The following is a 19,528-nucleotide window of genomic DNA, read 5'->3' on the forward strand; positions in this document are numbered from 1 at the left end:
CGAGGTGGCGCGATGAGCGTGACCCGCCCGGAACCCGGCAAGCCGGGGCCCGCGATCGCGGGAACCCGCGCCGGACGTCAGTCTCGCATCATCGAACTGCTGCTCGCGCACGCGGTCCGCAGCCAGACCGAGCTCGCCGCGCTGTTGTCGGCCGAGGGCATCGAGACCACCCAGGCCACCCTGTCGCGTGATCTCGACGAACTCGGCGCGGTCAAACTGCGCGCCGCCGACGGCGGCGCGGGCGTCTATGTGGTCCCCGAGGACGGCAGCCCCGTGCGCGGCGTCACCGGCGGCACCGACCGCCTCTCGAAGCTCCTCGGCGACCTGCTCGTCTCCACCGATGCCAGCGGCAATATCGCTGTCCTGCGCACCCCGCCCGGCGCCGCCCACTACCTGGCCAGTGCCCTGGACCGCGCCGCCCTGCCCTACATAGTCGGCACCATCGCAGGCGACGACACCATCGCCGTCATAGCCCGCGAACCGTTCACCGGCGCCGAACTGGCCGCCAAAATAGAAGAACTCGCCTGACTCTTACGTGTCCGTCGTGAGTGGCACATCGTCGTGGCGACCCGCCGTGCACGCACACCATGGTGTGTCACTCACCCGCATATCCGGCCGATCGGCCGGGATCTGTGTGGTCGGCCCAGTCGAAGGGATATCCGCCGCTGGGGCTGCCCTGGCCCGGCGGCCCGTGGTGTCGGAGGTGATCAGGTCATCGATGAGCTCGACGATGGCTCGGCCTATGTCCAGCACGCCGTTGCCGGTCCGCGTCGCTTCCCACCCGGTGCGATCGTCGTGCTGCGGAGACGGCGTGCAATCTGGCAGGCTCGACACGTCGCACACAGCTCGCGCAACGCGGAATACCTATTTCCGTGGCAAGCGGGCGCGACTCGACCCCGATTGTGAATGGGCTTGCATAGTCGTGCATAATCATTTGTAGAACGGTGCAGGCTGCCGGGACGTAGGCCCGGCCCCCGACTGCGCGCCTGCCGAAGCGGGCACAAGACCACAGACAAGCACGAAATCCGAGGAGCACATAGACATGTCCGAGCGCGTCGTACTCGCCTACTCCGGTGGGCTGGACACCTCCGTCGCGATCAGCTGGATCGCCAAGGAGACCGGTGCCGAGGTGGTGGCCGTCGCCATCGATCTCGGCCAGGGCGGCGAGGACATGAACGTGGTGCGCCAGCGAGCACTGGACTGTGGCGCCGTGGAGGCGATCGTCGTCGATGCACGCGACGAGTTCGCCGACGACTACTGCCTGCCGACCATCCAGGCCAATGCGCTCTACATGAGCCGCTACCCGCTGGTGTCGGCGATCAGCCGCCCGCTGATCGTCAAGCACCTCGTCGAGGCCGCCAAGTTCCACGGCGCGAGCACCGTCGCCCACGGCTGCACCGGAAAGGGCAACGACCAGGTGCGCTTCGAGGTCGGCATCGGCGCGCTCGCGCCCGACCTCAACGTCATCGCCCCGGTCCGGGACTACGCCTGGACCAGGGAGAAGGCCATCGCCTTCGCCGAGGAGAACTCGCTGCCGATCAACGTCACCAAGAAGTCGCCGTTCTCCATCGACCAGAACGTGTTCGGTCGCGCGGTGGAAACCGGCTTCCTCGAAGACCTCTGGAACGCGCCGACCAAGGACGTCTACGACTACACCGCCGACCCGACGGTGAACTTCGAGGCGCCGGACGAACTGATCGTCACCTTCGACAAGGGTGTCCCGGTCGCGATCGATGGCCGGCAGGTCACCGTGCTCGAGGCCATCGTCGAGCTGAACCTGCGCGCCGGACGGCAGGGCGTCGGCCGCCTGGACATGGTCGAGGACCGGCTCGTCGGCATCAAGAGCCGCGAGATCTACGAGGCTCCCGGCGCCATCGCCCTGATCACCGCGCACCAGGAGCTCGAGGCCGTCACCGTCGAGCGTGAGCTCGGCCGCTACAAGCGGCAGGTCGAGCAGCGCTGGAGCGAGCTGGTCTACGACGGCCTGTGGTTCTCCCCGCTCAAGCGCGCACTCGACGCCTTCGTCACCGAAACCCAACAGCACGTCTCCGGCGACATCCGTATGGTGCTGCACGGCGGCTCCGTCGTGGTCAACGGCCGCCGCTCCGAGCAGTCGCTCTACGACTTCAACCTGGCCACCTACGACGAGGGTGACACCTTCGACCAGTCGCTGGCCAAGGGCTTCGTGCAGATCCACGGCCTGTCCTCGAAGGTCGCGGCGCGGCGCGATTTGAACCAGAAGTAGGCGGCCTCGGGGTCGGTGCGCATGCGCCGACCCCGAGGATTGCGTAGCCAGCGCATCCACCGATGATCGACTTCCGACCGTCAGGAGACAGCACACGATGACGCAGAGCGGCAGCACCAACGAAGGGGCGCTCTGGGGCGGACGTTTCGCGTCCGGTCCGGCCGCGGCGATGGCAGCGCTCAGCAAGTCGACGCAGTTCGACTGGGTGCTGGCTCCCTACGACATTCGCGCGTCGAAGGCGCACGCACGGGTGCTGCACAAGGCCGGGCTGCTGTCGGAATCCGATCTCGCCGCGATGCTCGACGGCCTGGATCGCCTTGCCGCCGATGTGGACTCCGGGGCCTACGGACCTGCGGAGTCCGACGAGGATGTGCACGGTGCGCTGGAGCGGGGACTGATCGAGCGGGTCGGCACCGAGCTCGGTGGCAGGCTGCGCGCGGGGCGGTCACGAAACGACCAGGTGGCCACGCTGTTCCGGATGTGGCTGCGCGACGCGGTCCGTCGGGTCGCGGGCGGTCTGCTCGAGGTGGTCGACGCGCTTGTCGCCCAGGCGGCCGCACACCCCGACGCGGTGATGCCTGGCAAGACACATCTGCAGGCCGCGCAGCCGGTGCTGCTCGCACATCATCTGCTCGCCCACGCCCATCCGCTGCTGCGCGATATCGACCGGCTGCGTGACTTCGACAAGCGGGCGGCGGTGTCGCCCTACGGTTCCGGGGCGCTGGCAGGTTCCTCGCTCGGTCTGGACCCGGAGGCGATTGCCGCCGAACTGGACTTCGACGCGTCGGCGGCCAATTCGATCGATGCCACCTCCGCCCGCGACTTCGCGGCCGAGGCGGCATTCGTGCTGGCCATGATCGGTGTCGACCTCAGTAGGATGGCCGAAGAGGTCATTATCTGGAGCACACCGGAATTCGGCTACATCACTCTCGCCGACGCCTGGTCCACCGGATCGTCGATCATGCCGCAGAAGAAGAACCCGGACGTCTCCGAACTCACCCGCGGCAAGGCAGGACGCCTGATCGGCAACCTCACCGGCCTGCTCGCCACCCTCAAAGCGCAACCACTCGCCTACAACCGGGATCTGCAGGAGGACAAGGAACCCCTGTTCGACTCCGTCGCCCAGCTGGAACTGCTGCTCCCGGCCATCGCCGGCCTCGTCTCGACGCTGACCTTCCACACCGACCGGATGGCCGAACTCGCCCCCGCCGGTTTCACACTCGCGACCGATATTGCCGAATGGCTAGTCCGCCAGGGCGTCCCGTTCCGCGTTGCGCACGAGGCGGCGGGTGGCTGTGTCCGCGCTGCCGAGGCGCGCGGCGTCGGGCTCGACGAGCTGACCGACGCGGAGTTCGCGGCCGTCGACCCGGCACTGACGCCGCAGGTCCGCGAAGTGCTGACAGTGCAGGGGTCGATCGCCTCGCGCAACGCCCGCGGCGGCACGGCAGGTGTCCAGGTCGCGAAGCAGATCGACGAAATCCGCGGCACGGCAGGGGAATTGCGCGGCTGGCTGGCGTGACTGTCGTTACCCGGTTACCGTGCCGCACGATGGTCGTCGCGGGCCCCGAGCGGCGTGCGCTCCCGCGGCTCCACTCTCGTGTGGCTACGGCCCGGGTTACGCTGCGCCGGTGACTCTGCTGCTGCTGGTGCTGGCCATTGCGTCCGAGGTGACCGCGACCGTTTCGCTGAAGATCTCCGACGGATTCAGCAAGCTCGTGCCCTCGGTCATCGTTGTCATCGGGTACGGCGCAGCGTTCTATTTCCTGTCGCAGGCGCTGAAGCGAGGTATGGCGATCGGTGTCGCTTACGGGATCTGGTCGGCCGTTGGTGTCGCCGCGATCGCCGTCATCGGAGTGCTGTTCTTGGATGAGCGATTGACCCTGGTGCAGATCGGGGGAATCGGCCTGGTGATCCTCGGTGTGCTTGCGCTCGAGCTCGGCGGCGCCCACTGATTCGGAAATCCGCCGAGGATTCACTGCGCACCACCATGAGCCCGCCGAAATCGGCCGGTTCGTGCCCTGCAGCGGGTTGCCGAGCGTGAGTGGCGTTGCGCCCTCTGCATTTTCCCGAATACGTCCCGATCGGCACGGGGCCGAACGTAACATCGGGCGATGGACTGGACGTTTGCTCAGCTGAGTCCACGCGGATGTACCCCATGACCTCGGGAGATGAGGGCGAGGTCATGGGAACGCCGGGCACTGCCACTGTGGTGCTGGAGGCTGCCGGGCTCGCGAAGCACTACGGCAGCGTGCAGGCATTACGCGGTGCCAACTTTCAGGCCAAAGCCGGCGAGGTCGTCGCGCTCATCGGTGACAACGGTGCGGGCAAGTCGACTCTGGTGAAATGTCTTTCCGGAGCCGAGCAACCGGACGGCGGCACCATCCTGCTCGACGGCAGGCCGGTGCTGCTGCCTACGCCGACCGCCGCGCGGAAGCTCGGTGTGGAAACCGTGTACCAGGATTTGGCGGTGGCCCCTGACCTCGACCCCGCCGCGAACCTGTTCCTCGGCCGGGAACTGCTGCGGCGCGGGCTTGCGGGCAAGCTCGGCATGCTGGACAAATCGGCCATGCGAAGCCGGGCGGTCGACCACTTTCGCCGACTCGGCGTCACCCTGCAGAACACCGACGTGCCGATCGGGTCGCTCTCGGGTGGGCAGCGGCAGAGCGTGGCCGTGGCCAGGGCGGTGATGTGGGCGAGCAAGGTGGTGTTCATGGACGAGCCGACCGCGGCGCTGGGTGTTGTCCAACGCGAGCGCGTGCTCGACGTCATCCGCCGGGTGCGCGACCAGGGCATCGCGGTCGTGCTCATCAGCCACAACATGCCCGAGGTGCTGGCCGTCGCCGATCGCATCGAGGTGCTGCGGCTGGGTAGACGGGTGGCTCGCTTCACCGCAGCAGAGGTCACCTTGGAGCAGTTGGTCGGTGCGATGACCGGTGCACTGACGCCCGAGGAGGCACCGTGAGACGCCGCGCAGTGCTCGGAAAGCGAGGAGCTGCATGAGCAACGACGAAGCCGTCAGCATCGATGGCAAGGGCCGGGAATTGCCCGAACGCACTGTGCTGCAACGACTGCTCGGTGCGAGCACGGTATGGATCGGCGTCGTGCTGGTCGGCTTGTGCGTGGCGTTCAGCGTGATTCGGCCCGATGCGTTTCCCACCCGTTTCACCCTGCAGACCCTGCTGATCGAAACGTCGGTGCTGCTGGTGCTTTCGGTCGGGATGACCTTCGTCATCATCACCTCCGGCATCGATCTCTCGGTCGGGATGGTGCTGATCTTCGCCGGGGTGCTCGGCGCCAAAACCATGGAATGGCTGAGCCCCGACGAGAATGCCACGGCGGCGGGTTGGGGCATCATCGGCCTCGGGTTCCTGATTTCCGTTGTCGGCGGCGGGATCTGGGGACTGCTGAACGGGCTGCTCGTGGCCAAAGCCAAGATTCCGCCGTTGATCGTCACGCTCGGGTCGTTCGGTGCCGCACTCGGTGCGGCGCAGCTGATCACCGGCGGCGTCGACACCAGGACCGTGCCCGACAAGCTGCGCAACTCACTGGGGTTCGGCACCTCACTGGGCGGTGTGCCGAATCTGGTGCTGGTCGCCACCGTGGTCACCGTGTTCGCTGCCTGGGTGCTGCACACCACGAGGTTCGGCCGCCATACCTACGCGATCGGTTCCAACGAAGAGGCCGCGCGCCGCTCGGGGATCTCGGTCACCCGCCACCTCGTGCTGGTCTATCTGATGACGGGATTGCTCGCCGGGCTGGCGGGTTTCATGAACCTCGCCTACTTCGGCACCACCACCATCGGTGGACACGGCACCGACAATCTGGATGCCATCGCGGGCGTAGTGATCGGCGGGACAAGCCTTTTCGGCGGTGTTGGCACCGTTCTGGGCACGGTGATCGGGGTGTTCATTCCCTCGGTGCTGCGCAAGGGTTTCGTCATCGCTGGGGTGCCGGTGTTCTGGCAGCCGATCGCGGTGAGCGCGGTTCTGGTCGGGGCGGTGTGGTTCGACCAGCTCCGCCGCAGGGCGCGGGACCGATAGAGGTAGGCAGTCGACAACACTGCGCGAGAAGAAAATAAAGGCGGAGGTGGCCGGATGAGGGTGGCGAAGCGGACCGCGGTGCTGATCGGCGCGATAGTGGCGGTCGGCACGATGGTCGTGTCGTGTAGTGGCGAAGTGAGCAATTCCGGCGGGACGGACGCCAAGAAGCTGGTTCTCATTCCCGGCGTCGCCGACGAACCTTTCTATATCTCCATGCAGTGCGGCGCGCAGGACGAGGCGACGAAGCTCGGCTACAAGCTGGATACCCAGGCGCCGACCAAGTTCGACGCCGGATCGCAGACGCCGGTGCTGACAGGGGTGATGGCCAACAAGCCCGGCGGCATCCTGATCGCGCCGACACACGCAACGGCGATGGCGAATCCGATCGAGCAGGCCAAGGACGCGGGCATCAAGATCGTCGAAGTGGACACCGCACTCGACGACACATCCGTTGCGCTGTCGTCGATTTCGTCCGACAACAAGAAGGGCGGCGAACTCGCGGCCGCCACCTTGGCGAAGCTGGTCGGGGAGAGGGGGCCGGTGCTGGTGATCAACACGAAGGCCGGCACCTCCACCACCGACGCACGCGCCCAAGGCTTCGAGGCGGCGCTGCAGAACTATCCCGGCATGACTTCGCTCGGCGTGCAGTACAACAACAACGAGGCCGCCCAAGCCGCCTCGATCGTGACCGCCACGCTCGCCGCCCACCCGGACCTTGCCGGTGTATTCGCGACGAACCTGAGCTCGGCCGAGGGCGCGGCAACCGGTCTGCGCAATGCGAACAAGCTCGGCCAAGTCAAATTGGTCGGCTTCGACGCAAGCCCCAAACAGGTCGAGGACCTGAAGGCGGGCACCGTGCAGGCGCTGATCGCCCAAGACCCGGGTGGCATCGGGGCCAAGGGTGTCGACCAAGCTGTCGCTGCGTTGGAGGGCAAGCCGGTCACCAGGAACATCCAGACCGACATGGTCGCGATCACTCAGGCGGATATGGACGCCAACGCGAAGTACTTCTACAAGAGAAAGTGCTGAGCAGTCGTTGAACGGGAGGTGCCGACCGTGCCGGCGGTCGGCACGCTTCCCTCAATCTTCCACGCGGACAACATATCCGGACTCGGTCAAGGCATCGAGGACGTCACTGCGGTGGTTCGGTCCACGAGTCTCGAGCGTCAGCGATACCTCCACCTCGCCCAGGGCCAGCCAGGTGCCGGTGCGCGAGTGCGCCACGTCGACCACGCTCGCGCCCGTCTTCCCGACCACGCCGAGCAGGCTGCTGAGTCCACCGGGACGATCCACGATTGTCACTCGCACCGCGAGGTAGCGGCCCGCGGCACTCAAGCCGTGGCCGATCAGCCGGGTCAACAGCAGCGGGTCGATATTGCCGCCGGACAGAATCGCGCAGACCGGTCCGCGCAGTCCGAGTTCCGCCACCGGGTAACTCATCAACGCTGCGACCGCAGCGGCGCCGGCCGGCTCGACGATCAGTTTCCCTCGCTCCAGACACAACAGCAGCGCCTTGGACAGTGCGTCCTCATCGACGGTCAGCATGGTCGTCACGTACTCGGCAACGTGCGCAAACGGCACCGCACCCGGTAGCCCGACCGCGATGCCGTCGGCCATCGTCGACATTCGCCCGGCCCGGACCGGCTTGCCTGCCGCCAGCGAATCGGGCCAGGCCGCGGCCTCGGCGGCCTGCACGCCGATCACCCGCACCTGCGGGGCGAGATGGTGCAGCGCGACCGCGACACCGGCAAGCAGCCCGCCACCACCGGTGGGCACGAGCACCGTTCCGACCTCGGGCAATTGATCCAGGATCTCCAGTCCCACCGTTGCCTGCCCGGCCACGATGTCGGGGTGGTCGAACGGATGGATCAACGTCGCCCTGCTGCGCTCCGCGAAGTCGAGCGCCGCGTCGAGCGCGTCATCGACGGTCTCGCCCACTTGCAGCACCCGCGCGCCATATGCCTTGGTGGCCGCCAGTTTCGGCAGCGATGCACCCACCGGCATGAACACCGTCGACTCGATTCCGAGTGACGTCGCCGCCCAGGCCACTCCTTGCGCATGATTGCCCGCGCTCGCCGCGACCACACCGTTGGCCCGCTCCTCGAGGCGCAAATTCGCGATCCTGTTGTAGGCGCCGCGCGGCTTGAACGACCCTGTCCGCTGCAAGTTCTCACATTTGAGCCACACCTCGGTCTCGGATCGCTCCGACAATGCCCGCGATGCCACCACCGGCGTCCGCCGAATCACCGGCGCAAGTAGCGCCGCAGCCGCCTCGATCCGATCAAGCCCAAGCAACTCCATGTCGCCATGCTGCCAGGTCACACCTCGACCGGCAGCAACTTGTTCGGCTTTCTCGCCCGTCGCGGAGTCGGGGACGGTGAGCGGCACACCATAGGGCGTTTCTCACGCAGCCTTGGCGAGGTTATGCGCGATGGCGCCGAGGCGGGCGAGGCGGGCGTCGCCGAGCGGGGTGAGCTTCCCGCCGAGGCGGTTGGTGACGAAGCCGAGGGACATGCCGGTGGCGGGGTCGGCGAAGGCTCCCGAACCGCCGAGGCCGAAATGGCCGAAGGCGGAGACGGGTTCGGCTTTGGAGGGCTTCATCGGGACCCCGTGGTAGCCGAGGGCCCAGGGGATGCGGAAGGCAAGGACATAGTCGGGGGTGAAGACTTGGCGTCGGGTGATGAGCTCGATGGTTTCGGGTCGCAGCAGCTGGAAGCCGTCGAGGCGGCCGCCGTTGGCGAGTGCGCCGTACATGCGAGCCAGCGAGCGCGCGGAGAAGACACCGTTGACGCCGGGCATGACCGAATCGTGCAGGCGCGGATCGGACACCAGGTCGGCGAAACCCTGCGGCGTGGTGTCGGCGGCCGCGGCGAACCTGGTCCTCGACATGAGTCGGGCGCCGTTGTCCCAGTTGAGGCCCGCGACGGTCAGCCGGGGAAAGTTGGTGGCGATCCTGCCGCGTTCGGATGCCGATACGCGAAACCAGAGATCCACTGCGGCAAGCGGTTCCGCGATTTCGGTGCGCAGCGCATCGGTGAACGTCGCACCGCTGATCCTGCGCACCAGCTCGGCGACCAAGTGGCCGAAGGTGATTCCGTGATAGCCGCTGGTCACCAGGTGTCGTGAATCGGGGGTCGCGGCGGCGAGCGCTGCTGTCACCGCGGCGTCGTCCAGGAAGCGGTCCACCGGCCCCGGCAGCAGCCCGCGCAGCCGGTGCAGCCCGGCCCGGTGGGTCAGCAACGCGCGCACGGTGATGAGTTCCTTTCCCGCGGCAGCGAATTCGGGCCAGTAGGTGGCGACAGGCTCGTCGTAGTCCAGTAGGCCGCGCTCGGCAAGCCGGTGCAGCAGGGTAGAGGCGACACCTTTGCCGGTGGAGTACGCCATGGCCACCGAGTCGTGCGCCCACGGCACCCCCGGGTGCGCGAAACCGGCCCAGACATCGACCACCGGTTCGCCGCGCAGGTAGACCACGAGGGATCCGCCACCGTCGGAGGGCCGCCGGAACAACCGGTCGAATTCGGCGACCAGACTCACGAAGCGCCGATCGACGGTTTGAGTTGTCGGAAGAGTGGTCATCGAGTAATCCTTGCCGTTCGGGGATCCATACAGCGTATGGCAGGTCGAATTCCCGCTCGAGCGGCCGTCCGAGCGTGCATTTTCCTGACCGTCACATCAGGGACCGAAAACGCAACACGGCTCACCTACGGTGGTCGACATGCCTCCACGGAGACGTTCGGCGCTGCTCGCGAGGTTGGTTGTCGACGAACCGGGCCGGCCGCAGATCATTCTCGGCGAACTGCGCCGGGTGATCCTCGACGGGGCCGTGCCCCCGTGCACGGTGATCCCGCTGCGTGAGGTCGCCGAATTGTTCGGGGTCAGCCACATCCCGGTCCGCGAAGCGCTCAAGACGCTGTTGGGGGAGGGCCTTGTCACCCATCAACCGCACGGCGGCTACACGGTGGCCCAGCTCACGGCCAACGAGCTGCGGGAAATGTACATCGTGCGCGAGACCCTGGAGACGGCATCGCTCGCGGTGGCGGCGATGAACGCATCGGACGCCGATCGCGCGCACCTGATAGCGGTGAACACCCTTCTGGAGCACGCGATCCGGGACGACGACCCGGTCGCCTACCATCGGCAGTCCCGACTTTTCCATGTCGCACTGACCCGGCCCTCACGCATGTTCCGTTTGCTGCACATGCTCGAGTCGGCGTGGAATGTCACCGAACCGGTGCAGTCGATGGTGCACATCGGCCGCGCCGACCGGATCCGCCTGCACACCGACCACGCGCTGATGATGGAGGCCTTCCTCGCTCGTGACGTCGATCGCCTGCTGCTCATCGCCGAACGCCATCACCGCAGGCTGGAGACGGTTATCGCGACCCTGCCCACCGATACCGGGCTGCTGGCACCGGAAGATATATCTGCCGCGCAATAGCCGGGCAATAACCGTGCAATGGGTGGGCAATGCGCGGTTCCTACCGTCGTTCGGGATCACAGTTTCACCCTCGGACGGGAAACACCATGACCGAAATACTCACCACCGCGGTGCCCGCGCCGCCGGAGACGGCCGCGCCTGCCACACCCGCCTACGATCCGCGACTGACCAACGAGGATCTCGCGCCGCTGCGCAAGCAGAGCTGGGGCTCCTACAACATCTTCGCGTTCTGGATGTCGGACGTGCACAGCGTCGGCGGCTACGTCACCGCGGGCAGCTTGTTCGCGCTCGGTCTGGCCAGCTGGCAGGTGCTCGCGGCGTTGCTGATCGGCATCACCATCGTCTACTTCTTCTGCAATCTGGTCGCCAAGCCGAGCCAGGTGACGGGCGTGCCCTATCCGGTGATGTGCCGCAGCGCTTTCGGAGTGCTCGGAGCCAATATCCCCGCCATCATCCGCGGCTTGATCGCGGTGGCCTGGTACGGCATCCAGACCTTCCTGGCCTCCGCAGCGCTGGATGTTGTTCTGGTGAAACTCTTTCCGTCGCTCGCGCCCTATGCGGTTGTCGGCGACTACGGTTTCCTCGGGCTTTCGCTGCTCGGCTGGGGCAGCTACCTGCTGCTGTGGGTGGTGCAGGCGTGTGTGTTCTGGCGCGGCATGGAGTCCATCCGCAAATTCATCGACTTCTGCGGTCCCGCTGTATATGTCGTGATGTTCGCGCTGTGCGGCTACCTCATCGCCAAGGCGGGCTGGAGCGCCGTCGACCTGAAGCTCGGCGAAGTGAAGTACACCGGCTCGGCCTCGGTGCCGGTGATGCTGGGCGCTATCGCGCTGGTGGTGTCCTACTTCTCCGGTCCGATGCTCAACTTCGGCGACTTCTCCCGTTACGGAAAGTCTTTCGCGGCCGTGCGGCGCGGCAACCTGCTCGGCCTCCCGGTCAATTTCCTGCTGTTCTCGCTGCTCGTGGTCACCACCGCATCGCTGACGGTTCCGGTTTACGGCGAACTGATCACCGATCCGGTCGCGACCGTTGCGCACATCGACAGCACCTTCGCGATCGTGCTCGGTGCGCTGACTTTCACCATCGCCACCATCGGCATCAATATCGTCGCCAACTTCATTTCACCGGCGTTCGACTTCTCCCATGTCAGCCCGCAGCGGATCAGCTGGCGGGCAGGCGGCATGATCGCCGCGGTCGGGTCGATCCTCATCACGCCGTGGAACCTCTACAACAACCCCGAGGTCATCCACTACACCCTCGAGGTGCTCGGCGCCTTCATCGGCCCACTGTTCGGTGTGCTCATCGCCGACTACTACCTGGTGCGCAAACAGAAAGTGATCATCGACGATCTGTTCACCATGTCGAAGACCGGAACCTACTGGTACAGCAAGGGATACAACCCCGCCGCGATCATCGCGACGGCCCTCGGCGCGGTCGTCGCGGTGGTCCCGGTGCTCGCCAAGGATGTCACCGGCATGTATACCGCCGCGCAGTACAGCTGGTTCATCGGCTGCGGCATCGGGTTCGTGGTCTATTGCCTGCTGGCCAGCCGGACCAGGTCGGCAGTGCAGGGAGTTCCTGCCTGATGCGTATCCGGGTCGTCAACCCGAACACCACCCGGGCGATGACCGAGACGATCGAGCGGTGTGCCAAGGCCGTCGCAGGCCCCGGCACCCGGCTCGACGCGGTCACCTCCGAGATGGGACCCGCCTCGATCGAAAGTCACTACGACGAAGCCCTGAGCATCCCGGGCCTGCTCGCCGCGATCCAGCGCGGCGAGCAGGAGGGCATAGACGGGTACGTGATCGCGTGTTTCGGCGACCCCGGCCTCGATGCCGCCCGGGAACTGGCGGGTGGTCCGGTGCTCGGCATCGCGGAGGCGGCGATGCACGCGGCCAGCCATCTCGGCTGCGGGTTCAGTGTCGTCACCACGTTGAACCGAACCATCGGTCGCGCGGGAGAACTGGCGCATCGCTATGGCATGCAGCGCTTCTGTCGGGGCGTGCACGCCTGCGAGATACCGGTGCTTGCGTTGGAAACGGATCCGCAGGCACGCAAAATCGTTACCGAGGCCTGCCGGGTGGCCGTGGAAGCCGATGGTTCCGACGCGATTGTGCTCGGCTGCGCGGGAATGGCAGACCTGTGCGAGCACATTCGCGACGAAATCGGTGTGCCGGTGGTCGACGGTGTGGCCGCCGCGACCTTGACCGTGCAGTCGTTGCTCACCCTGGGTGTGCGCAAGTCGGGGCGGGGAGAGTTCGCCGCGCCGCTGACCAAGCCCTACTCCGGGCTGCTGAGCTCCTTCGGAGTCTGATCAGGCTGCGACAGCGGAGGTCAGCGCATGCAGTGCGGCATCGGGGTCGTCGACATCGACGACGACCCGAGTGAAGTCGGCGCCTGCCAGCTCGATCCGGATGGCCCGCCCGTTGAACTTCGTGTCCCAGAATTCTTTGCGGTGCCTGCCGCGATAGGTGCCTGCCGCGATCACTCCGGGGAAGAAGGTTCCCGGCGCGCGTACCCACGGCGGACGCAGGTCGACCTCGGCAGTGGTGACCTCGGTGATATCCGAGAGATCGAAGGTCAGCTGCTCGCGCAGTGCCAGCAGCCGGTGCCCGCCGAGCACGTGGACCGTCACCTTGGTATCCGTGACTTCGACTTCGACCATCGTGCACCTCACTGATTGCCAAGAGCTCGTACTCAGGCAAGCATCGGAGACGTGCCTGGCCAAAGCCTGTGCCGTTCCTGTGAGTTCCCGAAGGTTTTGTGCAGTGTGACAAGCATCGCAGCAATAAACATGCACCTACCTGGATATGCGCATTCAACGATTATTGCGACAACAGCCGAGCAAGGCATTGCCGAGTGTGCCGGACCAGGACCGCAGGGATGGTGCAGGATTCTCCTGCTCGTCTCGACCAGTTCCTGCGCGATGTCGAACTGCCTGCATCCCCGCCACCGGACCCATCACCATCGAGATCACTTGGTCGAACGGGTGAAACCAACCCTGTGGAGCAATGGGCGATGACGCAGCCGGCGGTCGGCCCCTGAAAGAGGGCGGCTACTCCGGTCGAGGCAGCCGGGCCCGGATCGCCGCCGACGAGATGATGGTCGGTGACTACCTCGGGCTCGGCGTGCGCACCGGCATCGGACGGGTGAGCGGGACTACTGTCCAGTGCGGTGGTGCGCCTTCTCGGCGATGTCCAGCACGCCCGCCAGCCATGGGGTGTAGTTCTCCGGTTCGTCGGCCAACGCGTCACGCAGTGCGTCGGGCTGGAGCCACGCGTAGTCGGCGACCTCGGCGGGGTCGGGGCGCGGTGCGCTCGCGTCGAGGCGGCCGATGAGCACGTGGTCCCATTCGTGTTCGACGCGGCCGGTGGCCGGATCTTCCGCCTGGTACCGGTAGATGCCGACCTCGGTGAGGTCGGTGGCCAGGCCCAGCTCCTCGTCGAGGCGCACCGCGGCGGCGGCAGCCACCGGCTCGCCGGGTGCCGGGTGGCCACAACAGGTGTTGGCCCACAGCAGCGGGAACCGGGTCTTCACCGCGGCACGCTGCTGCAACAGCACCCGGCCCGCGTCGTCGAACAGCAGGACCGAGAACGCGCGGTGCAGCAGGCCCGGCGCCTGATGGGCCTGTCCGACCGGGCACGCGCCGACCGCGTGGCCTGCGTCGTCGACGAGTTCGACGGGCAGCGCTTCGCGGTCGGTCCACGGCTGGGAGAGCGTCTCGGTCACCTCCCCACCTTATCGACGGCAATCATGAGGTATTGGAAACTGCCCTCCTTGTAGGCGGTGAGGAAGGGCTGCTCCACACCGGTCGCCAGCTCGGACTTGCTGCGCAGCCCCCAGTAGGGGATGGTCGTCGCGGTCAGGTCGACCACGTCGATCGGCACCAGATTGTTCTCGGCCATCGCCCGAAAGTACTCACTGCGCGGATGGATCATGCAACCGTAGTGGGCGTCGATCCAGCTGACCGACGAGGATCGCCCGCCCGTCACATCGTTGGAGCAGCCGGTGATGCAGACATAGCGTCCGCCCGGCTCCAGCAGTCGCGAGAATTCGCGGAACAGCTCGAAAAGGTCCACGTACATGGTGGTTTCGTTGGTCCACATGCCGCGCATCACGCCGGCGTCGAAACCGGTGTCGAGCATATTGCGGAAGTGGAAGCGCACCTTGTCCGCGACGCCGCGATGCGCGGCCTGGTCGTTGGCGAAGCCGACCTGATATTCGGAGATGGTGACGCCGTCGACCTGGCAGCCGAACCGCTGATTGGCCATGAAGCTGGTGCCGCCGCGGCCGGATCCGCCGTCCATCAGCCGATCGCCCGGTCGGACGTCGCCGAGATGGTCGAGCAGGAAGTCGGCCTGTGCGGTCTCGAGCCGGTGCAGTTCCTTGACGATCCGCTCCTCGCGGGTGTCCTCCGGTCCCGTCAACACCGACAAATCGGGGTCGCCGATGCCGTAGTGATGGTGGAAGAGCCCGTCCACCTCGCCGAGCTTGACATTGACCCGATCGTCATTGGGGTTGTTGTTCCAGTACTCGGCAACAGACTTCTGATAGTGGGTACGGAGCACGGCGCCGGTGTCGGGGTTGAGCATGGTCATCTCGGATCATCCTCTCGCTGTACTACTTCACGTTGTCGCGATTACTGGTGGGATGCATCGTGGTAGCGCTTGCTGTCGGCATGCCAGGCGCGGTTGCCGCCCATCCATGCCCACAGGCCGCCGAGGAATCGGCGTAATTCGGCCGAGCCGACGGCGGCCAGTGCGCCCGCCTCGTGCTCGAACCGGTGCACGAGCTCGTCGTGGACTTCCGCCGTGCGCAGCACCGCCTCCCGGCGTGAGCATTTCTCCTCGGCGGCGAGCACCGTCGGGAGGTTGAATTCCCGTCCGCCCGAAAGATCCTCGCGCGCCATCGAATACAGGTCGTTCACCATCTGACTGGCCAGCGCGGCCGTGGTGACGACGCGGCGCACCCGCGGATCGGTGTATTCGGCGGCTTGGAGTTCGTAGCCGCCGACCGCATCGATCGGCGCCATACACGGCAGGAAACTGTGCGGCTGCCGGTTGGTGAGGTACTCCCACACCGGTGGCATCCGTTCCGATGCGCGCCAACCCGCTTCCGCAGCCAGTGCGATGAACCAGCCCGCGATCTCCGTGCGCAAGCGGGTGAGCTGCGCCGGGGTCGCGTAGTGGGACAGGTGCTCGAAAGACGTGCGAAATGCGCGCAGGATCGGATCGGCCTGCAGCGCCTGCTCGAGCCGGGGCGCGTAGCGCGCCGGCAGATGCACGGGATCCATTGCGGCGGCCGCGAGTTCGAGCTTCGGGCCCAGTTCGGTCGCCGCATTCGACGGGGTGCCGTCCGGTGCCGTGTCGTCTGCTCCCTCCTCGCAGTAGTAGTCGTCGACCGACCATTCGGAGACCGCGCATTTGGCAACGGCAAGCAGCCGGTCGGGATCGTTGCTGTCGGGATGGGCGAGCATGATCAGCCGGCCGAAGTCGGCGTCCCGCAGCTCCTCCAGCCGTCCGGCGTAGAGGCCGATCTCCTTCGCCCACTGGATGAGCCCGTCGTTGACCAGTGCGGCGAGGGCCGGATCGTCACGGACCGGAGGTGGGCAGTACAGCGGCGGAATCGCCGATCCGGTGCCGGCCAGATGTGCTGAGTTTTTTCCTGATCCACTGGGTCCCAACGGTATTCGGAATCGGGTCGATCCCGTCGGCGCGACCCCCTGCGTCACGCCGACGGGAATCGTGGCGGCCGGGGGCGCCACGCGCGATGGTTCGAAACCGGCCGCAGGAACGGCCAGTACACGCAGGGTGTCCGGTGTCGCCGGATCGGGTCGGGTCGGGGGCGGCGGTCCAGGATCGGGCGTATCCGGACCGGGTCGGTTCGATTCGACCGCCGCCGGCGGCGGCTCGAGCAGCAGCGCCGCCGCGCCGAGGCCGCTCGGGCCGAGCAGTCGGATCGGGCTCGGTCTCGCACGTTCGGGCGGCTGCGAGACCGAACACGAATCCTGCTCCGGCACCGTGGTTTCCGCCGACGCGCCGATACCCTCCAGTGGCAGTGTCGCCGGGGCGGTGTTATCGAGATTCGACAGCAGCGCGGCGACGGCAGCGGCCAGATCGTGCGTGGCAGCGGGCGCCGCGGCGCGAGAGAGCACCGACATCGCTCATCACCCCGGTCAGTCGGCCTGCCGGGCGACCAGGACATTGTCGAGCACACCCAGTGCGTCCGGCACCAGCACGGCTGCCGAGTAGTAGCAGCTGACCAGGTAGGAGATGATCGACTGATCATCGATGCCCTTGAATCGAACGTTGAGGCTCGGCTCGTACTCGTCGGGAATGTTGGTCTGATGCAGGCCGATGACGCCCTGGTCCTTCTCACCGGTGCGCATGGCGAGAATCGACGTGGTCTGAGTGCCGCTGACCGGGATCTTGCCGCACGGGAAGATCGGCACCCCGCGCCAGGCCGGAACGCGATGGCCGTCCACCTCGACCGGATCGGGATACAGTCCGCGCTTGCTGCATTCGCGGCCGAAGGCGGCGATCGCTTTCGGGTGTGCCAGAAACAGTTTCGTGCTGCGGCGCATGCTGAGCAGCTCGTCCATATCGTCGGGCGTGGGCGGGCCCGATTCGGTGTAGATGCGTTGCTTCAGATCGCAGTTGTGCAGCAGGCCGAAGTCCGGGTTGTTGACGAGGTCGTCTTCCCGGCGTTCGTAGAGCGCCTCGATGGTCAGCCGCAGCTGTTGTTCGACTTGGTTCATCGGATCGTTGAACAGATCCGCGACGCGGGTGTGTACCCGCAGCACGCTCTGCGCAAGACTCAACTCGTATTCGCGCGGGGAAGCGTCGTAATCGACGAACGTGCCGTCGAGCAAGGGTTCTCCGGAATGGCCGGAGGAGATGAGAATGCTGGCCTCGCCCTTGGAGTTCTGTGGCTGGGCGGGTGCTGTCGCGACGCGGGACAATTGCTCGCGCAGTGCCGGTGTGTATTCCAGTACTTCGTCCAGCGTTTGCCGCGGCAGGACCAACATCGTCGTCCTTGTCACCGTTTTGACGGTGACCGGCCAAATCGCGGACGGGTTGGTGAGTGTTTCATCGCCGTAGAAATCGCCGCCCGCCAGCATTCCCAGCATGGTCGGTTCGCCGTATTCTCCCGTGCCGATCTTGCTGAGTTTTCCGTGCACTATCAGCAGGACCTGATTCATCTTTGCCGAATTCCGCTACGACAGTTCCCGGTTCGAGATCGCGCTGTTCGAATCGCTGCGCGAGCGCGCGCAGTATTTCCTCGTCGTCGAAGTCCCGCAATTGTGGAAGTTCCTGGAGTTCCAGCGGAATCACCCTGGCCTGCGAACCGTCGACGACGAATTCGACCTCGCCGTTGCCCACGGTGTGGGTGAGGCGCCGGTTGACACGGTAGGTGCCGCTGCTGACCTGCGTCCATGGGAGCATGCGGGTGAGCCAGCGGGAGCTGATGCCCTGCATTTGCGGCTCGGATTTGGTGGTGGTCGCGAGCGGGCGTGCCGCGGCGGTGCTGAGACTCTTGCGTACGTGATTATCTGTTTGGACTGGCATTTCGATGGTCATGCGTTGTCCTCACCTCGAGACGGTCACCGTGACGGTCGACGGTGGTGGTGGCGCTTCGATTGCACAGCAGAAACTAGACACTCGAGTGAATTGATTTACGCGACAGTGCGTTCCAGACGGCATCGATCGTAGAACGGGTGCACCGGCGCGCGCAGTGGAATGTCGAAGATCGTGGAGTCGATGATGGCACAACGGGTTTCGGATGGTCACGACATGCCCTCGATCACGATAACGGCACGTAACATCCTGGGATGAATCATGGATTCGCGGACGGATGGCTGCGGCATAGCTATCTTCAGATGTCATGTTCACCTGGATCTACACGCTGCCCATCTGGCTGGACTTCCTCATCATCACCGGAACGTGCGTGGTGCTGACGACGGGCTCGATCCTGGTGACCCGTCCGTACGTATTGCGGACGCTCGGCCCCGAACCTGGCAAGAACGACTCGGTCACCATGGTGCTCACCGTCGGCGGTGTGTTCTATGGCCTGCTACTCGGTCTGATCGCCGCCGCGACCTACCAGTCCTACGATGCGGCGCAGGGCGTGGTCGCCGATGAAGCTGCCGCCCTCGGCACGCTCTACCGGGAGGCGGGCGCTTATCCGGAGCCGCAGCGCTCTCAGTTGCGCCAAGACCTGGTCGACTACACCGACAACACCCTGACCGTGGCCTGGCCCGCGCTGCGTGCGGGCGAGGAACCGATCGGGGGCACCGCCCTGGTGACCAGGTTTCAGGAGCATCTGCTGACCTTTCAGCCGCAGAACAATGCCCAGGAGATCGTGCACGCGGCGACGATCGACCAGTTCGCCACGTTCGATCAGCAACGACGGCATCGCATCAATGCAACCACCGGTGGTGTGCCCGGGGTGCTGTGGTGGACCATTCTGGTCGGCGCGGCCGTCAATCTGGTGCTGCTGTGCCTGTTCAGCCTGCATCGCGGGGCGCATTTGCTGCTCGGTGGCCTCTTCGCTTTCTTTCTCGGCGCGATGATTTTCCTGATCGCCGCCATGGATCTGCCGTTCCGCGGTGATCTGAGTGTGAGCCCGGAGCCATTCGAGAGCATGTATGTGAACGTCATGCGTCGCTGATGCCCTCCCGACCGAGAAAACCGGCCGGTTCGGTCACATATCGCCGCTGATCCGCGCGGCCTGTCATGGAACGGGTCACAGCCGACACATAATGGACACACGATGTGGGAAGCTCGTCTGAACACGTCGGGGTGT

At 66.0% G+C, this 19,528-nt stretch carries 19 protein-coding genes; 11 read left to right on the plus strand and 8 right to left on the minus strand.

Annotated features, from left to right (window positions below; genetic code table 11):
- Positions 1–12: 12 nt before the first annotated feature.
- The 7 genes from OHA42_RS16915 (at position 13) to OHA42_RS16945 (ending at position 7,314) form a co-directional block, all read left to right on the plus strand.
- Entirely contained in the window at positions 13–528 is a 516-nt protein-coding gene (locus tag OHA42_RS16915; RefSeq protein WP_328411815.1) for an arginine repressor, read from the plus strand.
- A gap of 514 nt (positions 529–1,042) precedes the next feature.
- Positions 1,043–2,245: an argininosuccinate synthase gene (locus OHA42_RS16920; protein WP_366529987.1), complete on the plus strand. Its 1,203-nt coding sequence runs from the start codon at positions 1,043–1,045 to the stop codon at positions 2,243–2,245.
- 97 nt (positions 2,246–2,342) lie between these two features.
- Entirely contained in the window at positions 2,343–3,764 is a 1,422-nt protein-coding gene (argH, locus tag OHA42_RS16925; RefSeq protein ID WP_406238218.1) for an argininosuccinate lyase, read from the plus strand.
- Between the two features lie 109 nt (positions 3,765–3,873).
- Entirely contained in the window at positions 3,874–4,197 is a 324-nt protein-coding gene (locus tag OHA42_RS16930) for a DMT family transporter (protein WP_406238220.1), read from the plus strand.
- A gap of 230 nt (positions 4,198–4,427) precedes the next feature.
- Positions 4,428–5,207, plus strand: a complete 780-nt coding sequence (locus OHA42_RS16935; RefSeq protein ID WP_406239416.1) for an ATP-binding cassette domain-containing protein — start codon at positions 4,428–4,430, stop codon at positions 5,205–5,207.
- 34 nt (positions 5,208–5,241) lie between these two features.
- Positions 5,242–6,285 carry an ABC transporter permease gene (locus OHA42_RS16940; protein ID WP_406238222.1) on the plus strand — a complete coding sequence of 348 codons (1,044 nt, stop codon included), beginning with the start codon at positions 5,242–5,244 and terminating at the stop codon, positions 6,283–6,285.
- A gap of 54 nt (positions 6,286–6,339) precedes the next feature.
- Positions 6,340–7,314, plus strand: a complete 975-nt coding sequence (locus tag OHA42_RS16945; protein WP_406238224.1) for an ABC transporter substrate-binding protein — start codon at positions 6,340–6,342, stop codon at positions 7,312–7,314.
- 51 nt (positions 7,315–7,365) lie between these two features.
- Here the strand turns inward: OHA42_RS16945 and ilvA are convergent, their stop codons facing one another.
- Positions 7,366–8,586, minus strand: a complete 1,221-nt coding sequence (gene ilvA / locus OHA42_RS16950) for a threonine ammonia-lyase (RefSeq protein ID WP_406238226.1) — start codon at positions 8,584–8,586, stop codon at positions 7,366–7,368.
- Positions 8,587–8,688: 102 nt separating this feature from the next.
- The gene (locus OHA42_RS16955) at positions 8,689–9,861 is read right to left on the minus strand and encodes a serine hydrolase domain-containing protein (RefSeq protein WP_406238228.1); all 1,173 of its coding nucleotides are present in this window, start codon (positions 9,859–9,861) and stop codon (positions 8,689–8,691) included.
- A gap of 139 nt (positions 9,862–10,000) precedes the next feature.
- Between OHA42_RS16955 and OHA42_RS16960 the strand changes: the two genes are divergently transcribed.
- From OHA42_RS16960 to OHA42_RS16970, 3 genes are all read left to right on the plus strand, one after another.
- Positions 10,001–10,723, plus strand: coding sequence for a GntR family transcriptional regulator (locus OHA42_RS16960; protein WP_406238230.1), 723 nt, complete (start codon positions 10,001–10,003; stop codon positions 10,721–10,723).
- A gap of 86 nt (positions 10,724–10,809) precedes the next feature.
- Entirely contained in the window at positions 10,810–12,309 is a 1,500-nt protein-coding gene (locus tag OHA42_RS16965; protein WP_406238232.1) for an NCS1 family nucleobase:cation symporter-1, read from the plus strand.
- Positions 12,309–13,037 carry an aspartate/glutamate racemase family protein gene (locus tag OHA42_RS16970; protein ID WP_406238234.1) on the plus strand — a complete coding sequence of 243 codons (729 nt, stop codon included), beginning with the start codon at positions 12,309–12,311 and terminating at the stop codon, positions 13,035–13,037. Before OHA42_RS16965 ends, OHA42_RS16970 begins: the two co-directional genes overlap by 1 nt.
- Here the strand turns inward: OHA42_RS16970 and OHA42_RS16975 are convergent, their stop codons facing one another.
- From OHA42_RS16975 to OHA42_RS17000, 6 genes are all read right to left on the minus strand, one after another.
- Positions 13,038–13,388, minus strand: a complete 351-nt coding sequence (locus tag OHA42_RS16975) for a hypothetical protein (protein WP_406238235.1) — start codon at positions 13,386–13,388, stop codon at positions 13,038–13,040.
- A gap of 494 nt (positions 13,389–13,882) precedes the next feature.
- Complete coding sequence (gene idi / locus OHA42_RS16980) at positions 13,883–14,452, minus strand: isopentenyl-diphosphate Delta-isomerase (protein WP_406238237.1); 570 nt, start codon at positions 14,450–14,452, stop codon at positions 13,883–13,885.
- A complete protein-coding gene (locus OHA42_RS16985; RefSeq protein ID WP_406238239.1) occupies positions 14,449–15,321 on the minus strand; it encodes a geranyl diphosphate 2-C-methyltransferase in 873 nt (290 codons plus the stop codon). Before OHA42_RS16985 ends, idi begins: the two co-directional genes overlap by 4 nt.
- A gap of 41 nt (positions 15,322–15,362) precedes the next feature.
- Complete coding sequence (locus tag OHA42_RS16990) at positions 15,363–16,883, minus strand: family 2 encapsulin nanocompartment cargo protein terpene cyclase (protein WP_406238241.1); 1,521 nt, start codon at positions 16,881–16,883, stop codon at positions 15,363–15,365.
- A gap of 15 nt (positions 16,884–16,898) precedes the next feature.
- Positions 16,899–17,924, minus strand: a complete 1,026-nt coding sequence (locus OHA42_RS16995; RefSeq protein WP_406238243.1) for a family 2B encapsulin nanocompartment shell protein — start codon at positions 17,922–17,924, stop codon at positions 16,899–16,901.
- Positions 17,812–18,303 (minus strand): hypothetical protein, encoded by a 492-nt coding sequence (locus OHA42_RS17000; RefSeq protein ID WP_406238245.1) that lies wholly within the window; start codon positions 18,301–18,303, stop codon positions 17,812–17,814. The genes OHA42_RS16995 and OHA42_RS17000 overlap by 113 nt, the downstream gene beginning before the upstream one ends.
- Before the next feature lie 304 nt (positions 18,304–18,607).
- Here OHA42_RS17000 and OHA42_RS17005 point away from each other — a divergent pair, with 304 nt between their 5' ends.
- Positions 18,608–19,393 (plus strand): hypothetical protein, encoded by a 786-nt coding sequence (locus OHA42_RS17005; RefSeq protein WP_328411849.1) that lies wholly within the window; start codon positions 18,608–18,610, stop codon positions 19,391–19,393.
- Positions 19,394–19,528 lie beyond the last annotated feature (135 nt).

It is taken from the genome of Nocardia sp. NBC_01009 (genome assembly GCF_045208035.1).
Classification (GTDB): Bacteria; Actinomycetota; Actinomycetes; order Mycobacteriales; family Mycobacteriaceae; genus Nocardia.